Source organism: uncultured Ralstonia sp. (genome assembly GCA_913056305.1).
Lineage (GTDB): Bacteria > Pseudomonadota > Gammaproteobacteria > Burkholderiales > Burkholderiaceae > Ralstonia.
The window spans coordinates 1-20302 of the sequence record CAJXMR010000008.1; the positions used below are offsets into that span (position 1 = coordinate 1).

The window sequence follows — 20302 nt, forward strand, 5'->3', positions numbered from 1 at the left end:
GCAAATCAACGGCTGCGCGTTCTGCGTGCAGTTCCACCTGAACCTGGCGCGCAAGTTGGGGGTGGCGCCGGTCAAGCTCGACCTGGCGGCGGTGTGGCGCGATGCGCCGGTGTTCACGCCGCGCGAGCGTGCCGCGCTGGCCTGGACTGAAGCGTTGACCGGCCTCGCGCGCGCCACCGGCCATGGCGTGGAAGATCATGAATACGATGCCGTGCGCGAGCAGTTCTCGGCGGCGGAAGTGGCCTTCCTGACAGCGGCCATTGCCAACATCCAGGCGTGGAACCGGATTGCGGTGGCGCTGCGCTTTGCGCCTCAGGTGCCGGCAGCATGACCGACGCCATCCGCATGGTCGACGACGAGGCCGATGTCGTCGCGTGCTTCCCACTCATGCAGCAGCTGCGGCCGCATCTGGCCAGCGCCGAGGAGTTCGTCGTGCGCTGGCGTCGCCAAACGGCGGCGGGCTATCGGCTGATGGCGTATTGGCAGGACGGCCGCCCGGTGGCGCTCACCGGCTTCCGCGTGCAGGAAAACCTCGTCTACGGCCAGTTTTTCTATGTCGACGACCTGGTCACCGACGAAACCCTGCGCAGCGGCGGCTTTGGCCACGCGCTGATGGCGCGCCTGAAGGAGGAGGGCCGGCGCCTGGGCTGCGGCAGGCTGGTGCTGGACACACCGCTCGCTAACGTGCTCGGCCATCGCTTCTACTACCGCAACGGCTTGCTGGCGCGCTCGATCCGCTTCTTTACCGAACTCTGAGGACACCCCATGACGACGCTGTTGCACGTTGCCGTCAGCCCGCGCGCGGAAGCTTCGCACAGCCGCCGCGCCGCGCAACTGGTGCTGGACCGTTTGCGCGCAGCCTCGCCCGGCCTGCGCGTGATCGAGCGCGATCTTGCCGCCGCGCCGCTACCGCACCCGGACGCGCCGTTCGTCGAGGCCAGCCTGATGCCCGACGCCAACCGCACCGGCACCCATCGCGCCACGCTCGCGCTGTCGGAGGCGCTGATTGCGGAGCTGGAGGCGGCGGATGCCGTGTTGATCTCCACGCCGGTGCATAACTTCACGGCACCGTCGGTGCTGAAGGCGTGGATCGACATGGTGGTGCGGCCCGAGCGCACCTTCGGGCGCACGCCGTCGGGCAAGGTGGGCATGTTGCCCGACCGCGCCGTGCTGGTGGTGGCCGCCTCAGGCGGCGCCTTCGACGGCAGCCCGCATGCGCAGACGGATTTCCTGATGCCCTACTTGCGTCACGTGTTCGCCACCGTCGGCATCCACCATGTCGACGGGCTGCGGCTGCAGAACCTGGGGCGTGGGCCGGAGCAGGTCGCCCACGCGTTCGAAGCGTTCGGGCGTGAACTCGCCGATCGGATGTTGCTGATGCCGATGATGGCGTGAGCCTGCGTGTGTCTGGCGGCGTCAGTGCACGGCGCCGCCGCTCACCTTGAGGTCAGCCTGCGTGGCCAGCGCGGTGCGCGCCGCCAGGTGGATACCTGCGATCTGCGTATCGAGCGACAGGCTTGGCCGGCCCGGATGGTGCGCCGCCAGCGCGGGTGTGGTCGGCACGTGGATGAAACCCCCACGCACGTGCGGCACATGCGGCGCGCGCGTGGCGAGGTGGTGCATCAGGCCATAGAACAGATGATTGCAGTTGTAGGTGCCCGCGCTGTGCGATACCGCGGCGGGCACGCCGGCCTCGCGCAGCGCGTGCACGATGGCCTTGATCGGCAAGCTGGAGAAGTAGGCTGCCGGCCCGCCGGCCACCACCGGCACATCGACCGGCTGGTTGCCGGCGTTGTCTGGAATGCGCGCGTCGATCAGGTTGATGGCCACGCGCTCGACCGAGATCTCGCTGCGCCCGCTGGCCAGCCCGAGCGCCAGCACCAGCGCGGGCTGCGTCGCCTCGATGGCCTCCACCAGCACCCGGTTGGCCACGCCGAACACGCACGGCAGCTGCCGCGCCACGACGGTTGCGCCGTCGATCTGCGTGCCATCCAGTGCCTGCGCAATGTCCCAGGACGGGTTGGTTGGGTCCGATTCGAACGGTTCGATGCCGGTGATCAGGATGATGGTCATGCGGTGCCTCGCGGTGGTGAGATCGATAGGGATGCAACTATCTGGGCAAGAAAAACGGACGGCAGTGCCGCCCGGCGCGTGTCAATCGTTGAGCGTGGTGCGGACTTCGCGGATGGCCTTGACGGTGCCATCAAACGCCTCGGCCCCGATCTGCTCGCGCAGCTTGCGCGCGACCTTGGCGCTGGCGTTCTGCAAGGCGCTGCCGATCGCCAGCGCGGCGCTGGTGGGGAACAGGTTCCATTCACGGCCGTCTTCCGCAGAGGGGCGGCGCTCGACCAGCCCCTTGGCGATGAGCCCATCGACCAGCCGAGTGGCGGTCGGGCGCGCGATGCCCAGCACGTCGGCCAGCTCGCGGTTGAGCACGCCGGGCTGCTTGAGCACCACGCGCAGCACAAAGCCCTGCGGCGGCGTGAGGCTGAACGGCGCGTACGCGGCCGTCCACTCGCGCTCCACAGCGCGGGCCAGCGCCGTGGTGTTGAAGTACAGGCAATGATCGAACATGGCGCCGAGTCTAGCGCCAGATCGTTAGGGATGCAACGAATTTTGCTGGGCGGCTAACGCGTCGGCGCGGGCGTGACGTCCGCTTGCGTCAATTGCCGCAATGCCTGCTGGAAATACGCGCGATCGTGCGGCGGCAGGTCCTGCAGTGCGCGCGACAGGCGATCGATTGATGCGCCGGCGGCGGTACCCCCATCGGCGCGGGCAAACCACGCGTGCTCCAGCAGCAGGCCACATACCTGCACGTGGCCGTAGCGGTGGCGCCCGCTGTCGTGCTCGCGCAGGCGCAGCGTGGCGACATCGGTCCAGCGTTCGGGCCAGTAGCGTGCGTCGAAGGCCTCAGCAAAGGGGCCGGCCTGTGCGCGGATGTCGGCCAGCGTGAGCGGTGGCCGGCGCGTGTCTGCCCGCGCCATGCGCATCAGCGCCACGGCATTCCAGGCCGATTGCAGCGGACTGCCGTTGCGCTGCGCCAGCCATTCGCTCATGGCCAGCCAGCGGACCGCGTCGATGGTGCCGGCAGTCGGGTCGGCTGCGGCGAGGGCATCGCGCAGCAGCCAGCAGGTCATGCCCAGGTTGGCGGCCACCTGCTGCACGGCATCGGCCGCCTGGCTTTCCAGCGCGGCGGCGAGGGCCGTTTCGAACTGCGCGACGATGCGCTGCGCGGCCTGTGCCCGTGCGGTGGGCTCGATGCTGGCCGGATCGGCATACAGCAACCGCGCACGCTCGATCAGCGCGCTCAGGTTGTTCCACTCGAAGCGGATCTGCGGGTGATAGCGCAGCAGGCTGCGGCCGGGCTCGGCGTCGGGCAGGCGTGCGAGCAGGCCGGCGGCAAGGTCGAGGTCGCGCCGGTCATACGCGCACCATGCGGTGACGATGCGCTCCATGGCCGCCAGGTAATCGTTGCCGAGCACGTGGCGCTGGCGGCGATGTGCGCGCAGTTGCGACAGCAGCGCGCTGGCCCGCGTGGAGTCGCCCAGTCGGCGCGCGGCCATGGCCTCACCCAGCGTGACGAGGGCGCGCTGGAAGTCGTTGTCCGCGGCATCGGCCGCGTGGCGCAGGGCGAGCAGGGCGCCGCCGCGTTCGGCATCCGACGCACTGGCGCCCGCGCCGAGTGCGTGCAGCAGCCGGCCTTCGCGCATGGTGTGGCGGGCAGTCAGGAAGGCGTGCCAGAAGGCGGGGTTGGGCGTGCCCGCAGCGGGGCCGGATAGGGCACTGGCCGATGCCGCGTCGCCAGGGGCCTCCGCCGGCGCAGCATCCGCCGAGGCGGCCGAGATGCCGAGGAATGCGCGAATCTCCGCATCCGTCGCAGCTCGGCCGTCGACCATGCAGGCTACGCGCGCGGCGTCTTCGGCGGTCAGCCAGAACGGCCCCTGGCTGCGCTTGTCGGCATTGAGGAAGCGCGGCTCGCGCTCGAGCGCCTCGCCCCAGCCGGCCTGCACACCCCAGTTGTGCCAGTCGCGAAAGGCGCGGCTGATAGTCATGCGCAGCGTGGTGGCGTCCGACACGGCACCGCGCAGGTCAGCCAGGCGCACCACCGGTTGCTCCGGTGCAATGCGATGCGCGTAGGCCAGGCGCACCAGCAGCCACAGGCTCTGGAACGGCGCGCGGCGTCCGTCGACGGTTTGCGGCGTGGTCAACTCGATGCGCAGGGGCGGCAGCGTCATGCAGGACAGCGGACAGCGAAAAACGAGGGTGCCCGCATTGTGCGCCACCCCGCGCGTTACAGGCGTTACGCGGGTGACGTGCGGCGTGTCGGCCACGCTGGTCGCGGTGCCGCACCGTCCTTACGATGCGTAGCGCTGCCGGACACCGTGGCGGCTTGCACAACACAACCCAGGGAGCTTCTCATGCATTCTCGATGGTCGATGGTCTCGACAGCCCTCGCGCGCGCCGTGGCGGCGTGCGCGCTGGTGGTCAGCGCCGCGCAGGCGCACGCCGATGTGGTGGTACGCGATGACCTCAAACGCCTCTTCGACGAGGCCGGCACCACCGGCACCTTCGTGCTGATGGACCTCAGTGCGGATCGCACCACCCTCGTGGACCCGGCGCGCGCGGCGCAGCGCTTTCGCCCGGCGTCGACCTTCAAGATCCCCAACAGCCTGATCGCCTTCGACACCGGCGCGGTGCGCGACGACCAGGAAGTGCTGCCCTACGGCGGCAAGCCGCAGCCGCTCAAGCAATGGGAGCACGACATGCCGCTGCCCGAGGCCATCCGCCTATCCGCCGTGCCGATCTACCAAGAGGTGGCGCGGCGCATTGGCCCGGCGCGCATGCAGGCCTACGTGGATGCCTTCGACTACGGCAACCGCCAGATCGGCAGCGAGATCGACCAGTTCTGGCTGCGCGGGCCGCTGGAGATCTCTGCGCTGGAAGAGGCGCGCTTCACCAGCCGCATGGCGCTCCAGCAACTGCCGGTGCAGCCGCGCACGTGGGAGATGGTGCGCCGCATGCTGCGTCTGGACCCCGAGCCCCAGGACGGTGACGCCGTCATCTACGGCAAGACCGGCTGGGCCACCGATCACAAGCCAGCGGTCGGCTGGTGGGTGGGCTGGGTGGAGCGCGAGGGGCACGTCTACGCGTTCGCGCTGAACATCGACATGCCGACCATGGCCGATGCCAACAAGCGCATCCCGCTGGCCAAGGCGTTGATGCGCGCGCTCGGCGTGCTGCCCGCGCAGTGAGGCATCGCTCTGATCCGCTATCAGGGAAACCCTGACCTTACGTTCGGATTTGTCCTATACAACGATTGAGTCATCCAGAGTAGTCGCGCCAAGGGCCTCCGGGGGGAGGCTGGACGCGACGCAATGCCCAAGGGGCGGGCGTCGGGGGTTCTTATGTTGAAGCATTGGATCGGGGGTGCCGTCGTCATGGCGGCGGTGGTGGGTGCGGGCCACGCCCAGACGGCGCCGCGTGTGTTGGGCGGCACGATTCACTTTGTCGGCAGGATTGTCGAGGGTGGGTACGCCGTGCAAATGGCGCCGGGCGCCGCGCCTGGCCAGGGCGGGGCGGCGGGCCTGCAGACGCAGGCAGCCACGTCGGATGGCCGCATCGTGCTGGGCTTCAGCTCGCAGGCCAACAAGCCGGTGCCGGCGGAGGTGTCGGTGGAGGCGCGTACCGTGTCGTCGCCCGCGCCGTTGCGCGTGGGCGATGCGCGCAGCGGCGCTGACGTGCATGTGGCCTACAACGGCTTTCGTGCCACGCAGGCCGGTGGGTCCAATCTGCTGATGGGCGCGCGCGGCACGCTCACCGTGTCGCGGCCGGCCGGCACCGAGCCGGCGCTGGCGGTCGTGATGATTGCCTATCGCTAGGCGACAAAAAAAAGGCGGGCTGTGCGCCCGCCCTTTTTTCATTGCAGCATGGCCCGCCTCAGCTTGCCACCGGCCCGGTCGGCGATTGGAACGGGTGGTACTGATACAGCCACGTCTCCGACAGCGGCTTGCCATCCACGCGCAGGAACAGACGCAACTCCACCGGCTCCTTGCCATCGACCGTCAGGTCGAACTGTGCACGCCAATGGCCCGGCACACCGTTGGGCACGGCTTCTGTAAACACATACGAGAACGTGCCGCGCGAGCTGCTCAGCACCGCCTCCGGCTTGACGCCAAAGGGCAGCTTTTCCAGCGGCCCGCCCTTGAACTCCACCATGAACTTGCGCACCCCGCGCGGACGCGGCTGGCCCGGCTGGCCGCCGTTGCCCATGCGCGTGGCCACGCAGCGCGCCAGCGGCGTCGGATACGGCTCGTCGGCCAGCCAGTGCAGGCGATAGCGCAGGCGGTACTGGTTGCCCGCGCGTGCCGGCGCCTTGGGCACCCACATGGCGACGATGTTGTCGTGGATCTCGTCGTCGGTCGGGATCTCGATCAGTTGCACTGCGCCTTCGCCCCAGCCTTCGAGCGGCTCGACCCACAGGCTCGGGCGGCGCTCGTAGTGCACGCCGTCCATGTAGTTGTTGAAATCACGATCACGCTGCAGCAGGCCGAAGCCGCGCGGGTTGTTGTCGCCAAACGCCGAGGTCATCACGCGCGGCGGATCGTTGAGCGGGCGCCAGATGCGCTCGCCATTGCCGGCCCACATGGCCAGGCCGTCGGAGTCGTGCACCTCGGGGCGCCAGTCGGTGGCGGTGCCCTTGGCCGTCTCGGAGAACCAGTACATCGACGAGGCCGGCGCGATGCCGAAGCGGTCGATGTCACGGCGCAGGAAGAGGGCGGTGTCGATGTCCATCGTCACGCCCTTGCCGCGATGCATGACGAAGCGGTAGGCGCCGCAGATGCTCGGGCCGTCGAGCAGCGCGTAGATCGTCACGGAGTCAGCACGGTCATTGGCGGGCGTGTCGAACCATACGTGCGTGAAGTTGGGGAACTCCTCGGCCTTGCCGGCCTGCGCCACGTCCAGCGCGATGCCGCGCGCGGATAGCCCGTACTGATACAGCTCGCCGATGGCGCGGAAGTACGACGCGCCCAGGAAGGCGACCCAGTCGTTCTTCTTCCAGTCGAGCTTTTTCTGGTCGCCCAGGCGGCTTTCCTGGAAGCGGAAGCCCGCGAAGCCCGCGCCGCTCGGCAGCTTGCGCGCGGGGCTGTCGGCGGGCATGTCGAAGTACGACGCGTCGTAGACGATCTCGCGCGCTTCGCCCTTCTCCACCACATGCATGCGCACCGGTGTGCGGAAGAAGGTGCCGAGGTGGAAGAACGTCACCGGAAACTGGCCCGGGCCGTCGGCAAACAGCGCGTGGGCGGTGTCGAACTTGATCTTGCCGTGGGCCTCGTAGTCGATCTTGGCGAGGATGTCGGCCGGCGCGGTGGCGGGCGGCGCGTACGGCTGCGCGGCCATGGCGCGGGCGCGCTCGACCAGCGTGTCGAAATTGAACGGTGTGGCGTTGCCGAGCTTGACGCGGCTGGCGGCCAAAGCCTCGGGCGTGATGCCGAGCGCGGCCAGGGTAGCGGTGAGGGAAGCAGAGGCAAGCAGGGTGCGACGCGTGACCATAGGTGCCTGTGACGTAACGTCAGAATCAGAAGAATCCGACATGGTACCAAGGGCAGGGTTCCGGCCCGTATCAGCGCCGGGCTGCCGCGTCGCGGTGGTCGGGCGTCGAAAACCCGAAGAGGATCGGAACCCAACGCCAGCGAATGTCGCATCTGCGGCATTTGCAGCGTCTGCGCGCGTCGACTGCGGCGGGCCGGGCGGGGAAGCGCTGGCGTTCGCAGCTGGGCTTCCACCTCGCCTACGCGTTCGTCACGCTATTTGTCGACGGCTTTCACCAGATCGAATTGCCTGCCATTGAACTTGTAGTAATAGGTTCCATGGCCTTGCTCATTCCGGCTGCCTTGCGCAACCAGCAGGCAGCTATCCTTTCTGAAGGAGAGGGGCTCGGTGACTTCCAGCGGCCAATCGGAAATGGTAAAGGGCAGCATGACGACATTGCCGCTCTTGGTGTCGACGGCGCCGCCCATGACACACCCGGCACCACACCCCCAAGAGGCCAAAACATACTGCCCCGCGAAATTGATGGGCTGCCTTGCCGCATCTCTGAGCCGGGAGGCAAATCGACGGCTCTCCGCCGTGGATAGCTTCACATGCACCGGCTTCTTTGGGGTGGAAACGGCCACTTGGCAATCTTCAAAAGACGGTGTGCCGGCATCCGCCAGAATCGGGGCGGAATAGATCGCCAGGGCAAGGCAAATGAGCTGTGTGGCTGTCCGCATGATTAATACCAGTGGTGCGTCTTCCAGAAGGTTTTCGCGCTGCCAGCCGTATGGTACCGGCCGTAAATGTAGTGGATGCCGCCTTGGCACTCCTCCACGGCATTACCAAATGATTTTTCCCCGTTGGGGTTCAGTGCATATTGGGCCTGGAGGAGTTGGAATAAGCCTCGTGCGGTTGAACTGGCATTGCGAACGCCAACAACGCCACTGGACTCTTGCGCCATGATCCACAGCAGGTCATTGAAGTCGGTCGCAGGTACTTTCTCCTGCCGCATGGCCTCCCTCAGCGCGAATTGGACATTTGCAGGAACAATGTCCGGCGATTTGGCCTGCCATTCATGCTTGGCACGCTTGACTGGGCGATGCGCGTGGTTATGTTTCGTTGCCATAATATTTGGTGAGGGATTTCAATAGAAACGATCGATAGTACGCTTCGCCAGTCCTGGCATGCCAAGTGAGTTTGCTTTTCGTCAGATATAAGAAAGCTCCCAGCGGATATCCACTCAACCGCCATGGATGCGCACGGGGAAGCCGGCATTTTTTGCGCAAACGCCGTGGCGTCTTGTGGTGTCAGGCGGCAGTCAACGGCGATGCCAGATGATCGGCCTACAGTTGCGCGGCCGGCTTCGGTTCTGGTCGCGGGCAACCTGGGCGGCATTTCAGCCGCGCGCCTTGCTGGTCGCGACCCGCACCGGCCGTTCGTCGCAATGCTTTTGGTGTTGCGGTGGCAGAGCACCATACTGCCGGGCACGACCTCAAGGAAGAAGCGAAGATGGCGCACCTGCAACGCAGTAGTCGATGGTTGGTTGGCGCTGGCATCGCACTGGCACTGTCTGTGGGCATGCAAGACGCCTCCGCTGCTGCGCCTTGTGACGCACCCACCCAAATGAATGACGGCTGGCAGATCGAAGCCAGCCCGCAGGCTGCCGGCTTTGATGCGACGCGCCTGTGTGGCGTCCTACGCGATATGGCCGACGGCGACCTCAATTTCCACAGCCTGCTCGTCGTGCGCCACGGCCAGCTGGTGGCCGAGGTCTACCGGCCCGGCAAGGATGAACGCATCAAGGATCTCTTCCGCAGCACGCGCACGTTCGATGCAACCTCCATTCACGACGTCCGCTCGATCAGCAAATCGGTGACGAGCCTGCTGTGGGGCATCGCGCAGGCGCAGGGCAAGACGCCGGCGCTGGATACGCCGGCGCTGTCGCTGTTTCCGGAGCTGGCCGATCTGAACCGCGACGGGCGCGAGGCGATCACGCTTGGGCAGATGCTGTCGATGAGCAGCGGCCTGGCCTGGAACGAATGGAACGCCACCAGCCTGCTGAACGGCGATGAGTTCGGCCTGATGTGGCACACCTCGCAGGCGCACTACGTGTTCGATCGGCCGATGGCCGCGCCGGCCGCGACGCAGTTCAATTACAACGGCGGTAACACGGCAGTCCTGGGGCAGTTGCTGGCGGAGCGAGTCGGCATGTCGCTGCCTGAGTATGCGCGCCAGAACCTCTTCGAGCCGCTGGGCATTACCCATTGGGAGTGGGTGGACGATTTCCGTGGCCGCCCCATCGCCTATGCCGGGCTGCGGTTGCGCCCGCGCGATCTTGCCCGCATCGGGCAACTGGTACTACAGCACGGCCAGTGGCAAGGCCGCCAGATCGTGCCCGCCGAGTGGATTGCCGAATCGACGCGGCCGCATATCGATACCGGCATGGGCTTGCAGTACGGCTATCAATGGTGGCTCGGCAAGGTGAGCGCGGCCGGCGGCGAGCAGGCGTGGATCGGCGGCATCGGCAGGGGCGGGCAACGCCTGTGGATCGTGCCGGGGCTGGACATGGTGGTGGTCGCCACCGCTGGCGACTACAACCAGCGCACCATCTGGAAGCAATCCGAGACGCTGTTCCAGCAGGTGATGACGACGGTGCGGCCGGCAAACTGACAGCCGCTGCCCTATGATGGCGGCTCGCTGATCCGACTGACCACTGCCGCCATGTCCGATGCCATTACGCTCGCGCCCGTCGAGCTTGCCAAGTCATACCGCCTGCTCAATCACGGCCCCACTACGCTGGTTACCAGCGCACACAACGGCGTGCGCAACGTCATGGCCGCCGCGTGGGCGATGCCGCTGGACGTTGACCCGCCCAAGGTGCTGGTGGTGATCGACAGCCGCACGCTCACGCGCGAGTTGGTTGAAGCCTCCGGCGTGTTCGCGCTCAACATCCCCACGCGCGCGATTGCCGACACCACGCTCGCCGTCGGTACGCTGTCCGGCCGTGAGGGCGACAAGTTCGATGCGCTCGGCCTCGCCTCTGTGCCGGCCCGCACCATCGACGTGCCGCTGGTGGCCGGCTGCGCGGGCTGGCTGGAGTGCCGCGTCATTGCCGAGCCGCACAACCAGAAGCGCTATGACCTCTTCATCGGCGAAGTGACGGCCGCCTGGGCCGACCCCACGGTGTTCAGCCACGGGCGCTGGCACTTTCCGGATGCGCAGCACAAGACCGTGCATTACCTGTCGGGCGGCGCGTTTTTCGAGACTGGGGATGAGTTTGTGGTGGAGGCCAAGTCATGAGCGATGCCATCACCATCCGCCCGCTGGCCGAAGACGATGCCGCGGCCTTCAAGGCGCTGCGCCTGAAGGCCACGCTGGACGCCCCCACCGCCCTCTGGCCCACCTACGACGAGGAGGCCGTGCGCACGTTGGAGGACACGCGCAACCGCATCCGCGCGACGGATCACCAGATCGTCTTCGGTGCGTTTGCCGGCGACGAACTGGCCGGCATTGCTGGCTTGCGGCGTGAGGTGCTGGCGCAGGTCGCGCACAAGGCGGTGCTGTGGGGCGTGTTCGTTGACCCGGCGCATCGGCGCGCTGGTTTGGCCAGCCGTTTGCTGGAGGTTGCCATCGCGCATGCCCGCGCGGCGCAGGTCCTGCAGATCCAGCTCTGCGTCAATGCGGAGAACCCGCGCGCCCAGGCGCTCTATCGCAACGCAGGGTTCGAGACCTTTGGCGTTGAGCACCGCGCCGTGCGCGTCGGCGGCCGCTTCTACGCCGAGGAGCACATGGTGCTGCGGCTGGATGCCGAAGCGGCAGCGCTCACAGCGTCTTCGTCATGAACACCCGGCTGGCGCCGGGTGGGTTGCATGGGATCTCGCCAAAGCGCTGCCAGCCGAATTTCTCATAGAAGCCTGGCGCCTGGAAGCTGATGGTGTAGAGCACGCCGGCCTTGCAGCCGCGCTGGCGGGCTTCGTCTTCGGCCATTTGCAGCAGGTCCGCACCCAGCCCCACTCCGCGCAGGTTTGCGGGCAGATAGACCAGGTCGATAAACAACAGGCCGAGCGACGTGCGCCCCGTCAGGCCGCCCAGCACCTTGCCGGATGCCTTGTCGTGCACCAGCACCGCCAGCGCCCGTCTGTCGTTGATGCCGGTGGTGTCGATGTTGAAATGGTCGAGCCCGCTGGAGATCAGGGCGACGGCGTCCGGGGGCGGGGTGTCCGTGGTGGATAGGCGAATGGGCCGCATGGTCCTGTGCGAGGGATGAGGGAGGCGGCACGGAGCGTGCCGTCCCTCAGGATACTTGCACAGTATGAACATGCGGCGCGAGTCATTGCCCCTGAGTTGTCCTTAGCTCGCCTTGGTGATCTCCACCTCCTGAGCTGTCCACCCGGCCACCCGCTCGCTGAGCGACAGGCCCAGGCCCGTGCGGGTCGGAACGATCATCCGCCCGTCGCGGGTTTCCAGCTTTTCATTGAACAGGGGTTCCAGCCATTCGAAATGTTCGACCCATGGTTCGCGCGAATAGGCAGCCGCCAAGTGCACGTGCAGCTCCATGGCAAAGTGCGGCGCGAGCATAAGCCCCGCGTGATCGGCCAGCGCGGCGATCTTGAGGAACGGCGTGATGCCGCCCACGCGCGGGCCATCCGGCATGAGGTAATCCGCGCCGCGCTGTCGGATGAACTCCCAATGCTCCGATACGCTGGTGAGCATCTCGCCGGTGGCGATGGGGGTGTCGAACTGCGCGGCAAGCGCGGCGTGCCCTTCGGCGTCGTAGCAATCGAGCGGCTCTTCGATCCAGACCAGATTGAACGCTTCGAAGGTGCGGCACATGCGCTGCGCGGTCGGGCGGTCCCATTGCTGGTTGGCATCGACCATGAGCGGGAAGTCGTCGCCCAGGTGCTCGCGCACCGTGGCTACACGGTGCACGTCGAGCGCGCGATCGGGCTGGCCGACCTTGAGTTTGATACCGCCGATGCCCTTGGCGCGCGAGGCATCGGTGTTGGTCAGCAACTGGTCGAGCGGCGTGTGCAGGAAGCCGCCGGACGTGTTGTAGCAGCGCACGGAGTCGCGCTGCGCGCCCAGCAGCTTGGCCAATGAGAGGTTGGCGCGCTTGGCCTTCATGTCCCACAGCGCCACGTCGAACGCGCCGATCGCCTGCACGGCCAGGCCGCTGCGCCCGACCGATGCGCCCGCCCATGCGAGCTTGTCCCACAGGCGCGCGATGTCGTTCGGATCTTCACCGATGAGGACGGGGGCGATCTCCTTGGCGTGGGCAAATTGCCCCGGCCCGCCCGCGCGTTTCGAATAGCTGAAACCCAGGCCACGGTGTCCGTCGGCCGTGCCGATCTCGACAAACAGGATGGCGATTTCCGTCATCGGCTTCTGGCGGCCAGTGAGGACCTTGGCGTCGCTGATCGGGTTGGCCAGGGGCAGGAAGACCGAGCGGATGCGGATGTGCTCGATGCGGTCACGCGTGAGGGTGCTGGCGAGGAGAGCGTCGGGGCTGTTCATGGTTCAGTGCCTGGTTGAAACGGAAAGGATGGAATGCGCGCCGCGGTGCCGTTACGACAATGGCTTGGCCGGCGCGTGTGAGGGGAGGGGGCTTGCATCCGGTGTGGGCTCGGACGGCAGGCGTTCGAGCTTGCCCACGATCAGGAGATAGGAGAACGCGCCCAGCAGCGCAAGGCCGGCGACATAGGTGAGCGCCGCCTCGAACGAGCCGGTCTGCTTGATCATCCAGCCGATGGCCAGCGGCGTGACGATGCTGGCGAGATTGCCGCACAGGTTGAAGATGCCGCCGCTGATGCCCATGGCCTTCTTGGGCGAGACATCGCCCACGATGCACCAGCCGAGGTTGCCGATGCCCTTGGCGAAGAACGCGATCGACATCACCAGCACCACCACGGCAGTCGACTGCACGTAGTTGGCGACGACGATGCTGCTGGAGAGCGCCAGCCCCGAAATGATGGGCACCTTGCGCGCGGCCGTCAGGCTGAAGCCGCGCTTGAGCATCCAGTCCGACCACACGCCGCCGATGAGGCCGCCCAGGCAACCGGCCACCGCCGGAATCGATGCGACCAGGCCCACCTTCAGGATCGACATGCCCTTGGCCTCGATCAGGTAGGTCGGGAACCAGGTCAGGAAGAACCACGTGATCGAGGTCAGGCAGAACTGGCCGATGTAGATGCCGACCATCATCCGGTTGGCCGAGATGGCCGCGACTTGGCGCCAACTGAACGGAGTGGGGCCGTCAGCCAGGGTCGGCAAGCCGCCGCCGGCGGAGATGTAGTCGAGCTCTGCCGCATTTACGCGGCCATGCTGGGAAGGCTCCCGCACCACATGCAGCCACGCCAGGCCGATCAGCACACCGACCGCACCCGTGGTGAAGAACACGTAGTGCCATCCCCACTTGCTGACCGTGAAGGTCATGACCGGCGTGAACACGGCCAGCGCGAAATACTGCGCGGACTGGAAGACCGACGTGGCCAGCCCGCGCTCCTGGCTAGGGAACCACATCACCGTGAGCCGGCTGTTGCACGGGAAGGCGGGGGATTCCGCCACGCCCATCAGGAAGCGCAACGCAAACAGCACGAAAAACGCTGATGCGGCAAACAGGTGCACGTAGCCCTGCAGGAAGGTCAGCGCCGACCACGCGATCAGACTCACCCCCAGCACCACGCGCGCGCCAAACCGGTCCAGGACCAGGCCCCCCGGAATCTGCATGGCGGTGTAGGCCCAGCCGAAGGCCGAGAACGCAATGCCCATGGTGAGGGCATCGAAGCCCAGGTCGTGGCGCATGCTCGGCGCCGCAATCGAGAGGGTGGCGCGATCGACGTAGTTGAACACCGTCACGATGAAGATCATCGCCAGGATGAACCATCGCACGCGGGTTCGTCGCGTTGGGTTGGGTGAGGCGGTCATGGCGGTCTCCGGAATCGTTCTGCGGCCAGCTTGTGTGATTGGGCGGGCTTTTTCTGGGGGCATTGCAACACAGCGGTGTTGGAGCCCATTATTAGATGATTGCGCAATCATTCAAGCAAAATTGATTGCGCAATCATTCTGGTTTACCCTCTAGTCCTTAGACCAACAGGGAAGGGCTCAACAAACGTCTGCCCCACTAGAGTGGCGCCGACAACCAGAGAACGAGCATGGTGCGAAAGCTGAAGAATCGGTCACCGGAAGCGGTGGCGAACGGAGCCGGGAGTGTCACCCTGATCGATGTTGCACGCGTGGCCGGCGTGGCCCCCATGACGGTTTCACGCGCGTTGCATCGCCCCGAACTCGTGCGGGAGGCGACGCAGAAGAAAGTGCTCGAAGCCGTGCGCGCAACAGGGTACGTGCCGAACATGCTGGCCGGCGGACTGGCCAGCAGCAAGAGCCGGCTGGTTGCCGTGCTCCTCCCCACCATTGCCAGCTCGATCTTTGCCGAGACGGTGCAAGCCTTGATGGACGGACTATCCACGGTGGGCTATCAGACGCTGATCGGCCTGACGGGCTACTCCGCCAGCCGCGAAGAGACGCTTGTGGAGGCATTGCTGGGCCGCCGCCCCGACGCGATCGTGCTGGCTGGGACCGACCACACTGGCGCGACCGCCGACCGCTTGGCAAGAGCGGGGATTCCGGTGGTCGAGATCTGGGATCTGACCGAGCAGCCGATCGACATGGTCATCGGCTTTTCACACGAGCGGGTAGGCGAGGCGGTGGCGCGCCATCTCGTGGGAAAGGGCTATCGCCGCTTTGGCATCGTGTCGGTTGACGATCCGCGCGGGCTGCGACGGTGCGAGAGCCTCAGGACTGAGCTGGCCAAGCACGGCCTGACCGATTGCCCATTCGAGGTGTTGCCCGCGCCAGCAACGCTGGAGGGTGGCCGGCGCGGACTTGCCCGTATGCTAGGGCGCGCCAGGCCCGAGGTCATTGTCTGCAGCTCCGACACCTTGGCCGAGGGCGTCCTGATGGAGGCCGCCAGCCGGGGCCTCGCCGTGCCGCGTGATCTTGCGGTGATGGGCTTCGGCGATTTGAGCATGGCGGCGCAGCTCCATCCTGCGTTGTCCACCGTCAAGGTTGGCGGCGCCGACATTGGCAAGCGGACCGCCCAGGCGTTGCTCGATCGTTTCGAGTCGGGCGCACACGACACACCGCTGCGCGTCGACACCGGATTCACCATCATCGATCGGGACAGCGCGTAAGGCCGCATCGCGGCGGTGTGTTAGCGATCGCTTGGCGCATCCGAGTCAGATCCTTGTCACGAACCCGATGCTATAAAACCCGGGCCCCTCCGCTGTTCCCCCCAAGGAGACTCCCATGCCCGCATCGGTCGATTCGTTTGAGGTGAAGGTGTACCAAGGCGACAGCGCCGTGCTGTTCGCGTTTGACGTGGCGGAGGCAGACCGCGCCGGTCTGGCCGGCTTCGCCATCCAGTGCACGCCGCAGGGCCAAGCGCCGTACTGGGTGCCCAACCGGTTGGCCTTCGATACGCCCGTGCATGCCGATGCGCCGCTGCAGGCGGGCAAGTATGCGGATTCCATCGACGCGCCGTTCCAGTCGTTCCACTGGGTGCACTTCCCACCGCATGCCGCCGGGCAAAGCACCTACACCGTGCACGCGCGCTACTTCGCGTCGACCAATCCGGTGCAACTGGAGACCCGTGCCACGCGCACGCTCACGGTATCGCTCAAACAGCCGATGACCGATTGGGCGACCGTCGGCATGGTGCGCGGCTATGTGTCGTCGCAGGCGTTCATCGACCACTACGGCGGCAACACGGCGCTCGCGCCCGACAACCGCGCGCAGGCCAAGTCGCCGCTGTTGTACGACACGCAGCCGTATCTCGACAAGTACGTCTACCTGGGTGCGACGGGCCGTCGGCTCATCATCGATCTGCTCAACCAGTGCAAGGCGTCCGACGGCTACGGCATCGACGTGCTGGCCTATGACCTGGACGAGCCGGACATCATCCGCGCGATTGCATGGCTGGCGCAGAACGACCGCACCGTGCGCGTGATCCAGGACGACTCCGTCAGCACCGGCGCACACCCGACCGGCCATGGCACGCCGGATGCGTTCGAGACACAGGCCACCGCGCTGTTCAAGCAGGCTGGCGCGGAGGTCCGCCGCACCCACCTCGCACGCTTCCAGCATCACAAGGCGATCCTGCTGCGCGACAAGACGGGCAACCCGGTGCGCGTGCTGGCGGGCTCGGCCAACTTTTCGCTGCGCGGGCTGTACGTGCAGGCCAACAGCGTGCTGGTGTTCGAGCAGAATGCCGCGCACCTGTATGCCGACGTGTTCGACGAGCTGTGGGACCTGATCGGCCAGGACGGCGAAGGCACCGCCGGCAGCCGCAAGGTGGCCGTGGGTTTCCGCCAGGATGCGCTGGCCGCAGATTGGCACCCGGTGCCGTCGGCCGGAGCGCCGCGCGCGCGCTTCGCCTTCTCGCCGCACGAGACCGATGCGCTGCTGACCGAAGCGGCGGACCGCGTGAAGAGCGCCACCTCGTCCGTGCTGTTTGCCGTGATGGCGACCGATGGCGGCGGCGCGATGGTCGATACGCTCGAACACGTGGTGCCGCAGAAGGCGGGGCTGCTGTCGCTGGGCGTGATTGACAAGGCGGGCGGCGTGAGCGCGTTTGCGCCGGGTCGTGATGTGCCGTCGCAGACGGTGTCGTTCGCTTACCTGAAGGACGAGGCGCCCGCGCCGTTCAAGCAGGAGGTGGACGCCGGCACCGGCCAGCATATCCACCACAAGTTCGTGGTGTGCGATTTCAACGGTGCCCAGCCGGTCGTGTTCTGCGGATCGTCCAACCTGTCACGCGGCGGCGAGGAGCAGAACGGCGACAGCCTGATCGCCATCTACGATCCGGTCATTGTTACGGCGTATGCGATCGAGGCGGTGCGGCTGTTCGACCACTACCGCTTCCGCGCGAGCCAGGCGAGGGCCACGGCCGAGCATCCGTTGCTGCTGCAGCCCACCGGCGCCTGGGCTGATCCGTACTACGATCCGCACAACATCAAATACACCGAGCGCACGCTGTTCGCCCAGTCGACGGAGCACGAAGCCGCGATGGCTTGAGCTGTCGCGCTCACACGCGCCGCTGCCGATCGCCCCACCAGGCATCGCGCAGACGGCGCTTGGCAATCTTGCCGTTGTCGTCGCGCGGCAAGGCTGCTGTGAACTCGATCTGGCGCGGGATCTTGAAGCCGGCAATCTGGCCGCGCAGCCAGTCGATCACGGGCTCGGCCTGCAGGCCCTCGCGCCCGGTCTGCACCACGGCGACGAGGCGCTCGCCGTACTCATCGTCGGGCACGCCGAAGACGGCGCAGTCCACCACATCGGGATGGCGCAGCAGTGCGTGCTCGATCTCGGCCGGGTAGATGTTGACGCCGCCCGAGATGACCATGTCCGAGGCGCGGTCGCACACGTAGAGATACCCCTCCGCATCGAGGTAGCCCATGTCGCCGAGCGTGACCAGGCCGTCGCGGTCGATCTTGGCGCGCGCTTCGTCGTTGCCACGGTAGGTGAAGTCGGGGTAGGCGGGCTGGCGGCTGTAGATCAGGCCGACCTCGCCGGTGGCGCAGGGCGCGCCGTCTTCGCGCAGGATGCGCACCTGCGCATCGCACACCGGGCGGCCGGCACTGCCGGGGCGTGTGGCGGCATCGCGCGGGTCCATCACGGTGATCATGCCGGTCTCGCTGGAAGCATAGGTCTCGTAGATGACCGGACCGAGCCAGTCGATCATGCGGCGCTTGATCTCGGGCGCGCACGGGGCGCCGGTGGAGGCCACGAAGCGCAGCGAGGAGAGGTCGTAGCGGTTGCGCTCCTCTTCTGTCAGCTTGAGCAGGCGCACGTACATGATCGGCACGAGGTAGACGGTGTCGATGCGGTAGCGCTCGATCTGCTCGAGCACGCGCAGCGCATCGAAGCGCGGATGCAGGACGAGCAGTTCGGCCATCTGCGCGGCCTGTTGGGCGAAGAGGCTCGGGGCACTGTGATACAGCGGCGCGGGCAGCAGCGCGCGGCAACCCGGCACGATGCCGAAGGTCGCTGCCACCACCGCACGCGCCTTTTGCAGATGCGCATCGAGTTGGTCCAGCGGCACCGCGCGCCGCACCACGCCCTTGGGCCGGCCCGTGGTGCCCGACGTGTAGGCCATGTGCCCACGCGGCGAGACCAGCGGCCCGTCGTACGGCGTCTGCAGGGCGAGCCAGTTGGCGTAGCCGTCGGCGCGGTCGGTGCCTTCGGCGTCCACGCGCAGCAGTTGCACGTGCGGCGGCAGTTGCGGCGCGACCGCATCCACCAGGTCGCGATCGCCGATCAGCACCTTGGCCCCCGAATCACGTACGAGGAATTCCACCTCGGCCGGCGTGAAATGCCAGTTGATCGGGCAGAACTGGCAGCCGGCGATGCGGCACGCGTGCATCACGTCGATATAGGCCGGCGCGTTGCGCAGCAGCACGCCGATCACGTCGCCTTCCTGCACGCCCATGCGGCGCAGGCCGCCGGCCAGGGCGGAACCCCGTGCGATGAGGGTGTCGGCGTCGGTGGGGCGGTCGTCGAAGATGAGGTGGGCGGTCATGCGTGTCTCCGGCTGGTGATTTTTTTCGGGTATTTACGCAGCATGCCGGATTGAGTCGCACTGAACAATCCGCTTACGATTGCGCACACTGGTGAATGCCATTGAACAACACTGCCCGCCCATCTGCTCACCTGCCCGCGCCATGGACCTCAACCTCATCCACCTGTTTGTCGAGATCGTGGAAGCGCGCAGCTTTACCGCTGCCGCGCAAAAGCTGGGCATGACGCGCTCGAACCTGAGCAACCGCCTGAAGGTGCTGGAGCGCGAGACCGGCGCGCAACTGCTGCGCCGCTCCACGCGCAGCCTGGAGCTCACGCAGGCCGGCGAGACGCTGTTCGAGCACGGCCGCCGCATGCTGCAGGAAGTGGAGACCGCGCGTGCCTCCATCGATGGCTTGGGCCAGACCGTGCGCGGCCACGTGCGCGTGAGCGTACCGACGGGCCTGGGCCGCTTCTTCCTCGGCGCCATGCTGCTCGACTTCGCGCGCGAACACCCGAGCGTGACGCTGCGCGTGACCTTCAGCAACCGCGTCAACGACCTGATCGCCTCGGAGATCGACGTGGCGTTCAAGATCACCTCTGCGCCGCCGCAGGACACCGTCGCGCGCGAGGTCTGCCCGATCGGCTGGAGCCTGTTCGCCACGCGCGATTACCTGAAGGCGCACGGGCCCGTGGCCACACCGGAGGCGCTGGCGGGCCAGTCCATCGTCTGCCCGCCGATGCCGGGGCGGCGCCTGACGCTGGCGCTCGCGCGCACCGTGCGCGGCAAGACCACGCAGCACAGCGTGACGGTCGAGCCGCGCATGCAGTCCGAAGACTTTCCCTTCCTGGCGGACGCGGTGGCGCGCGGCATGGCCATCGGCCTGCTGCCCAACTACGTGACCCGCGCCACGGCCACGCCGTTCGAGCGCGTGCTGCCCGGGTACGAGGTCGGCGGGCTCGGGGCGCACCTGGTCATCCTCACGCTGCCCAACCGCTATGCCTCGCCGGCGATGCGTGCGCTGATCGATTTTGTGCGGGAGCGTGTGACGGTGCTGGCGTCGGATTGGCGCTAGCGGCGGGCCGACACCTGCCGCGCCAACCGATGCGCGCATCGGTTGTTGCGGGTGCACAAGATCGTGCTCAGGCAGATAACGCACTGCAAATAGCCAATATTCGCTGGCTTGCCTTGTCCAAGATCAAAGCGCGCACCAAA

General features: G+C 66.9%; 21 protein-coding genes. 11 read left to right on the forward strand and 10 right to left on the reverse strand.

Features of this window, described 5'->3' with window-relative positions; translation table 11 throughout:
* The 3 genes from QZ609_RS02605 to QZ609_RS02615 form a co-directional block, all read left to right on the forward strand.
* Positions 1–331, forward strand: a 331-nt coding sequence (locus QZ609_RS02605; protein ID WP_295490684.1) for a carboxymuconolactone decarboxylase family protein, incomplete at its 5' end; no start/stop codon positions are given.
* Positions 328–756: a GNAT family N-acetyltransferase gene (locus QZ609_RS02610; RefSeq protein WP_295490687.1), complete on the forward strand. Its 429-nt coding sequence runs from the start codon at positions 328–330 to the stop codon at positions 754–756. The genes QZ609_RS02605 and QZ609_RS02610, both read left to right, overlap by 4 nt.
* Before the next feature lie 9 nt (positions 757–765).
* Entirely contained in the window at positions 766–1395 is a 630-nt protein-coding gene (locus QZ609_RS02615; RefSeq protein WP_295490690.1) for an NAD(P)H-dependent oxidoreductase, read from the forward strand.
* Positions 1396–1416: 21 nt separating this feature from the next.
* On the opposite strand, the gene pcp is transcribed toward QZ609_RS02615, so the two are convergent.
* The 3 genes from pcp to QZ609_RS02630 all read right to left on the reverse strand — a co-directional run bounded on the left by pcp (position 1417) and on the right by QZ609_RS02630 (position 4235).
* Positions 1417–2073: a pyroglutamyl-peptidase I gene (pcp, locus tag QZ609_RS02620; RefSeq protein WP_295490694.1), complete on the reverse strand. Its 657-nt coding sequence runs from the start codon at positions 2071–2073 to the stop codon at positions 1417–1419.
* A gap of 81 nt (positions 2074–2154) precedes the next feature.
* Positions 2155–2574, reverse strand: coding sequence for a MarR family winged helix-turn-helix transcriptional regulator (locus QZ609_RS02625; RefSeq protein ID WP_295490696.1), 420 nt, complete (start codon positions 2572–2574; stop codon positions 2155–2157).
* A gap of 53 nt (positions 2575–2627) precedes the next feature.
* Complete coding sequence (locus QZ609_RS02630) at positions 2628–4235, reverse strand: hypothetical protein (protein WP_295490698.1); 1608 nt, start codon at positions 4233–4235, stop codon at positions 2628–2630.
* Between the two features lie 183 nt (positions 4236–4418).
* Here QZ609_RS02630 and blaOXA point away from each other — a divergent pair, with 183 nt between their 5' ends.
* Both blaOXA and QZ609_RS02640 read left to right on the forward strand, forming a co-directional pair.
* Positions 4419–5252 carry a class D beta-lactamase gene (blaOXA, locus tag QZ609_RS02635; protein ID WP_295490701.1) on the forward strand — a complete coding sequence of 278 codons (834 nt, stop codon included), beginning with the start codon at positions 4419–4421 and terminating at the stop codon, positions 5250–5252.
* A 153-nt stretch (positions 5253–5405) separates the two neighbouring features.
* A complete protein-coding gene (locus QZ609_RS02640; RefSeq protein ID WP_295490703.1) occupies positions 5406–5879 on the forward strand; it encodes a hypothetical protein in 474 nt (157 codons plus the stop codon).
* A 58-nt stretch (positions 5880–5937) separates the two neighbouring features.
* Here the strand turns inward: QZ609_RS02640 and QZ609_RS02645 are convergent, their stop codons facing one another.
* The 3 genes from QZ609_RS02645 to QZ609_RS02655 all read right to left on the reverse strand — a co-directional run bounded on the left by QZ609_RS02645 (position 5938) and on the right by QZ609_RS02655 (position 8659).
* Entirely contained in the window at positions 5938–7551 is a 1614-nt protein-coding gene (locus tag QZ609_RS02645) for a glucan biosynthesis protein (protein WP_295490706.1), read from the reverse strand.
* 254 nt (positions 7552–7805) lie between these two features.
* Positions 7806–8270 (reverse strand): hypothetical protein, encoded by a 465-nt coding sequence (locus QZ609_RS02650; protein WP_295490709.1) that lies wholly within the window; start codon positions 8268–8270, stop codon positions 7806–7808.
* Positions 8271–8272: 2 nt separating this feature from the next.
* On the reverse strand, positions 8273–8659 hold the full coding sequence (locus QZ609_RS02655) for a hypothetical protein (protein ID WP_295490711.1): 387 nt from the start codon (positions 8657–8659) through the stop codon (positions 8273–8275).
* 497 nt (positions 8660–9156) lie between these two features.
* On the opposite strand from QZ609_RS02655, the gene QZ609_RS02660 reads away from it, so the two are divergent.
* From QZ609_RS02660 to QZ609_RS02670, 3 genes are read left to right on the forward strand one after another with little or no spacing between them, the layout of a single operon-like run.
* On the forward strand, positions 9157–10203 hold the full coding sequence (locus QZ609_RS02660) for a serine hydrolase (protein WP_295490714.1): 1047 nt from the start codon (positions 9157–9159) through the stop codon (positions 10201–10203).
* Between the two features lie 51 nt (positions 10204–10254).
* Positions 10255–10833, forward strand: a complete 579-nt coding sequence (locus QZ609_RS02665) for a flavin reductase family protein (RefSeq protein WP_295490717.1) — start codon at positions 10255–10257, stop codon at positions 10831–10833.
* On the forward strand, positions 10830–11375 hold the full coding sequence (locus QZ609_RS02670; RefSeq protein ID WP_295490722.1) for a GNAT family N-acetyltransferase: 546 nt from the start codon (positions 10830–10832) through the stop codon (positions 11373–11375). Before QZ609_RS02665 ends, QZ609_RS02670 begins: the two co-directional genes overlap by 4 nt.
* On the opposite strand, the gene QZ609_RS02675 is transcribed toward QZ609_RS02670, so the two are convergent.
* From QZ609_RS02675 to QZ609_RS02685, 3 genes are all read right to left on the reverse strand, one after another.
* Positions 11356–11781 (reverse strand): GNAT family N-acetyltransferase, encoded by a 426-nt coding sequence (locus QZ609_RS02675; protein ID WP_295490726.1) that lies wholly within the window; start codon positions 11779–11781, stop codon positions 11356–11358. The two genes, QZ609_RS02670 and QZ609_RS02675, sit on opposite strands and share 20 nt — an antisense overlap.
* Before the next feature lie 102 nt (positions 11782–11883).
* On the reverse strand, positions 11884–13047 hold the full coding sequence (locus tag QZ609_RS02680; RefSeq protein WP_295490729.1) for a mandelate racemase/muconate lactonizing enzyme family protein: 1164 nt from the start codon (positions 13045–13047) through the stop codon (positions 11884–11886).
* A 51-nt stretch (positions 13048–13098) separates the two neighbouring features.
* Positions 13099–14457: an MFS transporter gene (locus QZ609_RS02685; RefSeq protein WP_295490730.1), complete on the reverse strand. Its 1359-nt coding sequence runs from the start codon at positions 14455–14457 to the stop codon at positions 13099–13101.
* A gap of 227 nt (positions 14458–14684) precedes the next feature.
* Here QZ609_RS02685 and QZ609_RS02690 point away from each other — a divergent pair, with 227 nt between their 5' ends.
* Both QZ609_RS02690 and QZ609_RS02695 read left to right on the forward strand, forming a co-directional pair.
* Positions 14685–15722: a LacI family DNA-binding transcriptional regulator gene (locus QZ609_RS02690; protein WP_295490732.1), complete on the forward strand. Its 1038-nt coding sequence runs from the start codon at positions 14685–14687 to the stop codon at positions 15720–15722.
* 115 nt (positions 15723–15837) lie between these two features.
* Positions 15838–17604, forward strand: a complete 1767-nt coding sequence (locus tag QZ609_RS02695) for a phospholipase D-like domain-containing protein (protein ID WP_295490735.1) — start codon at positions 15838–15840, stop codon at positions 17602–17604.
* 10 nt (positions 17605–17614) lie between these two features.
* Here QZ609_RS02695 and QZ609_RS02700 read toward each other — a convergent pair whose 3' ends face one another.
* Complete coding sequence (locus tag QZ609_RS02700) at positions 17615–19108, reverse strand: acyl-CoA synthetase (RefSeq protein ID WP_295490737.1); 1494 nt, start codon at positions 19106–19108, stop codon at positions 17615–17617.
* 142 nt (positions 19109–19250) lie between these two features.
* Between QZ609_RS02700 and QZ609_RS02705 the strand changes: the two genes are divergently transcribed.
* Positions 19251–20162, forward strand: coding sequence for a LysR family transcriptional regulator (locus QZ609_RS02705; RefSeq protein WP_295490739.1), 912 nt, complete (start codon positions 19251–19253; stop codon positions 20160–20162).
* Positions 20163–20302: the final 140 nt, after the last annotated feature.

Excerpts from the sequence above, each read along its gene's own strand:
- QZ609_RS02670 (WP_295490722.1), top strand. The coding sequence starts at position 10,830 with ATGAGCGATGCCATCACCATCCGCCCGCTGGCCGAAGACGATGCCGCG.
- QZ609_RS02610 (WP_295490687.1), top strand. The coding sequence starts at position 328 with ATGACCGACGCCATCCGCATGGTCGACGACGAGGCCGATGTCGTCGCG.
- QZ609_RS02665 (WP_295490717.1), top strand. The coding sequence starts at position 10,255 with ATGTCCGATGCCATTACGCTCGCGCCCGTCGAGCTTGCCAAGTCATAC.
- blaOXA (WP_295490701.1), top strand. The coding sequence starts at position 4,419 with ATGCATTCTCGATGGTCGATGGTCTCGACAGCCCTCGCGCGCGCCGTG.
- QZ609_RS02700 (WP_295490737.1), bottom strand. The coding sequence starts at position 19,108 with ATGACCGCCCACCTCATCTTCGACGACCGCCCCACCGACGCCGACACC.
- pcp (WP_295490694.1), bottom strand. The coding sequence starts at position 2,073 with ATGACCATCATCCTGATCACCGGCATCGAACCGTTCGAATCGGACCCA.
- QZ609_RS02680 (WP_295490729.1), bottom strand. The coding sequence starts at position 13,047 with ATGAACAGCCCCGACGCTCTCCTCGCCAGCACCCTCACGCGTGACCGC.
- QZ609_RS02655 (WP_295490711.1), bottom strand. The coding sequence starts at position 8,659 with ATGGCAACGAAACATAACCACGCGCATCGCCCAGTCAAGCGTGCCAAG.
- QZ609_RS02650 (WP_295490709.1), bottom strand. The coding sequence starts at position 8,270 with ATGCGGACAGCCACACAGCTCATTTGCCTTGCCCTGGCGATCTATTCC.
- QZ609_RS02675 (WP_295490726.1), bottom strand. The coding sequence starts at position 11,781 with ATGCGGCCCATTCGCCTATCCACCACGGACACCCCGCCCCCGGACGCC.
- QZ609_RS02615 (WP_295490690.1), top strand. The coding sequence starts at position 766 with ATGACGACGCTGTTGCACGTTGCCGTCAGCCCGCGCGCGGAAGCTTCG.
- QZ609_RS02640 (WP_295490703.1), top strand. The coding sequence starts at position 5,406 with ATGTTGAAGCATTGGATCGGGGGTGCCGTCGTCATGGCGGCGGTGGTG.
- QZ609_RS02690 (WP_295490732.1), top strand. The coding sequence starts at position 14,685 with ATGGTGCGAAAGCTGAAGAATCGGTCACCGGAAGCGGTGGCGAACGGA.
- QZ609_RS02630 (WP_295490698.1), bottom strand. The coding sequence starts at position 4,235 with ATGACGCTGCCGCCCCTGCGCATCGAGTTGACCACGCCGCAAACCGTC.
- QZ609_RS02705 (WP_295490739.1), top strand. The coding sequence starts at position 19,251 with ATGGACCTCAACCTCATCCACCTGTTTGTCGAGATCGTGGAAGCGCGC.
- QZ609_RS02645 (WP_295490706.1), bottom strand. The coding sequence starts at position 7,551 with ATGGTCACGCGTCGCACCCTGCTTGCCTCTGCTTCCCTCACCGCTACC.
- QZ609_RS02695 (WP_295490735.1), top strand. The coding sequence starts at position 15,838 with ATGCCCGCATCGGTCGATTCGTTTGAGGTGAAGGTGTACCAAGGCGAC.
- QZ609_RS02625 (WP_295490696.1), bottom strand. The coding sequence starts at position 2,574 with ATGTTCGATCATTGCCTGTACTTCAACACCACGGCGCTGGCCCGCGCT.
- QZ609_RS02685 (WP_295490730.1), bottom strand. The coding sequence starts at position 14,457 with ATGACCGCCTCACCCAACCCAACGCGACGAACCCGCGTGCGATGGTTC.
- QZ609_RS02660 (WP_295490714.1), top strand. The coding sequence starts at position 9,157 with ATGAATGACGGCTGGCAGATCGAAGCCAGCCCGCAGGCTGCCGGCTTT.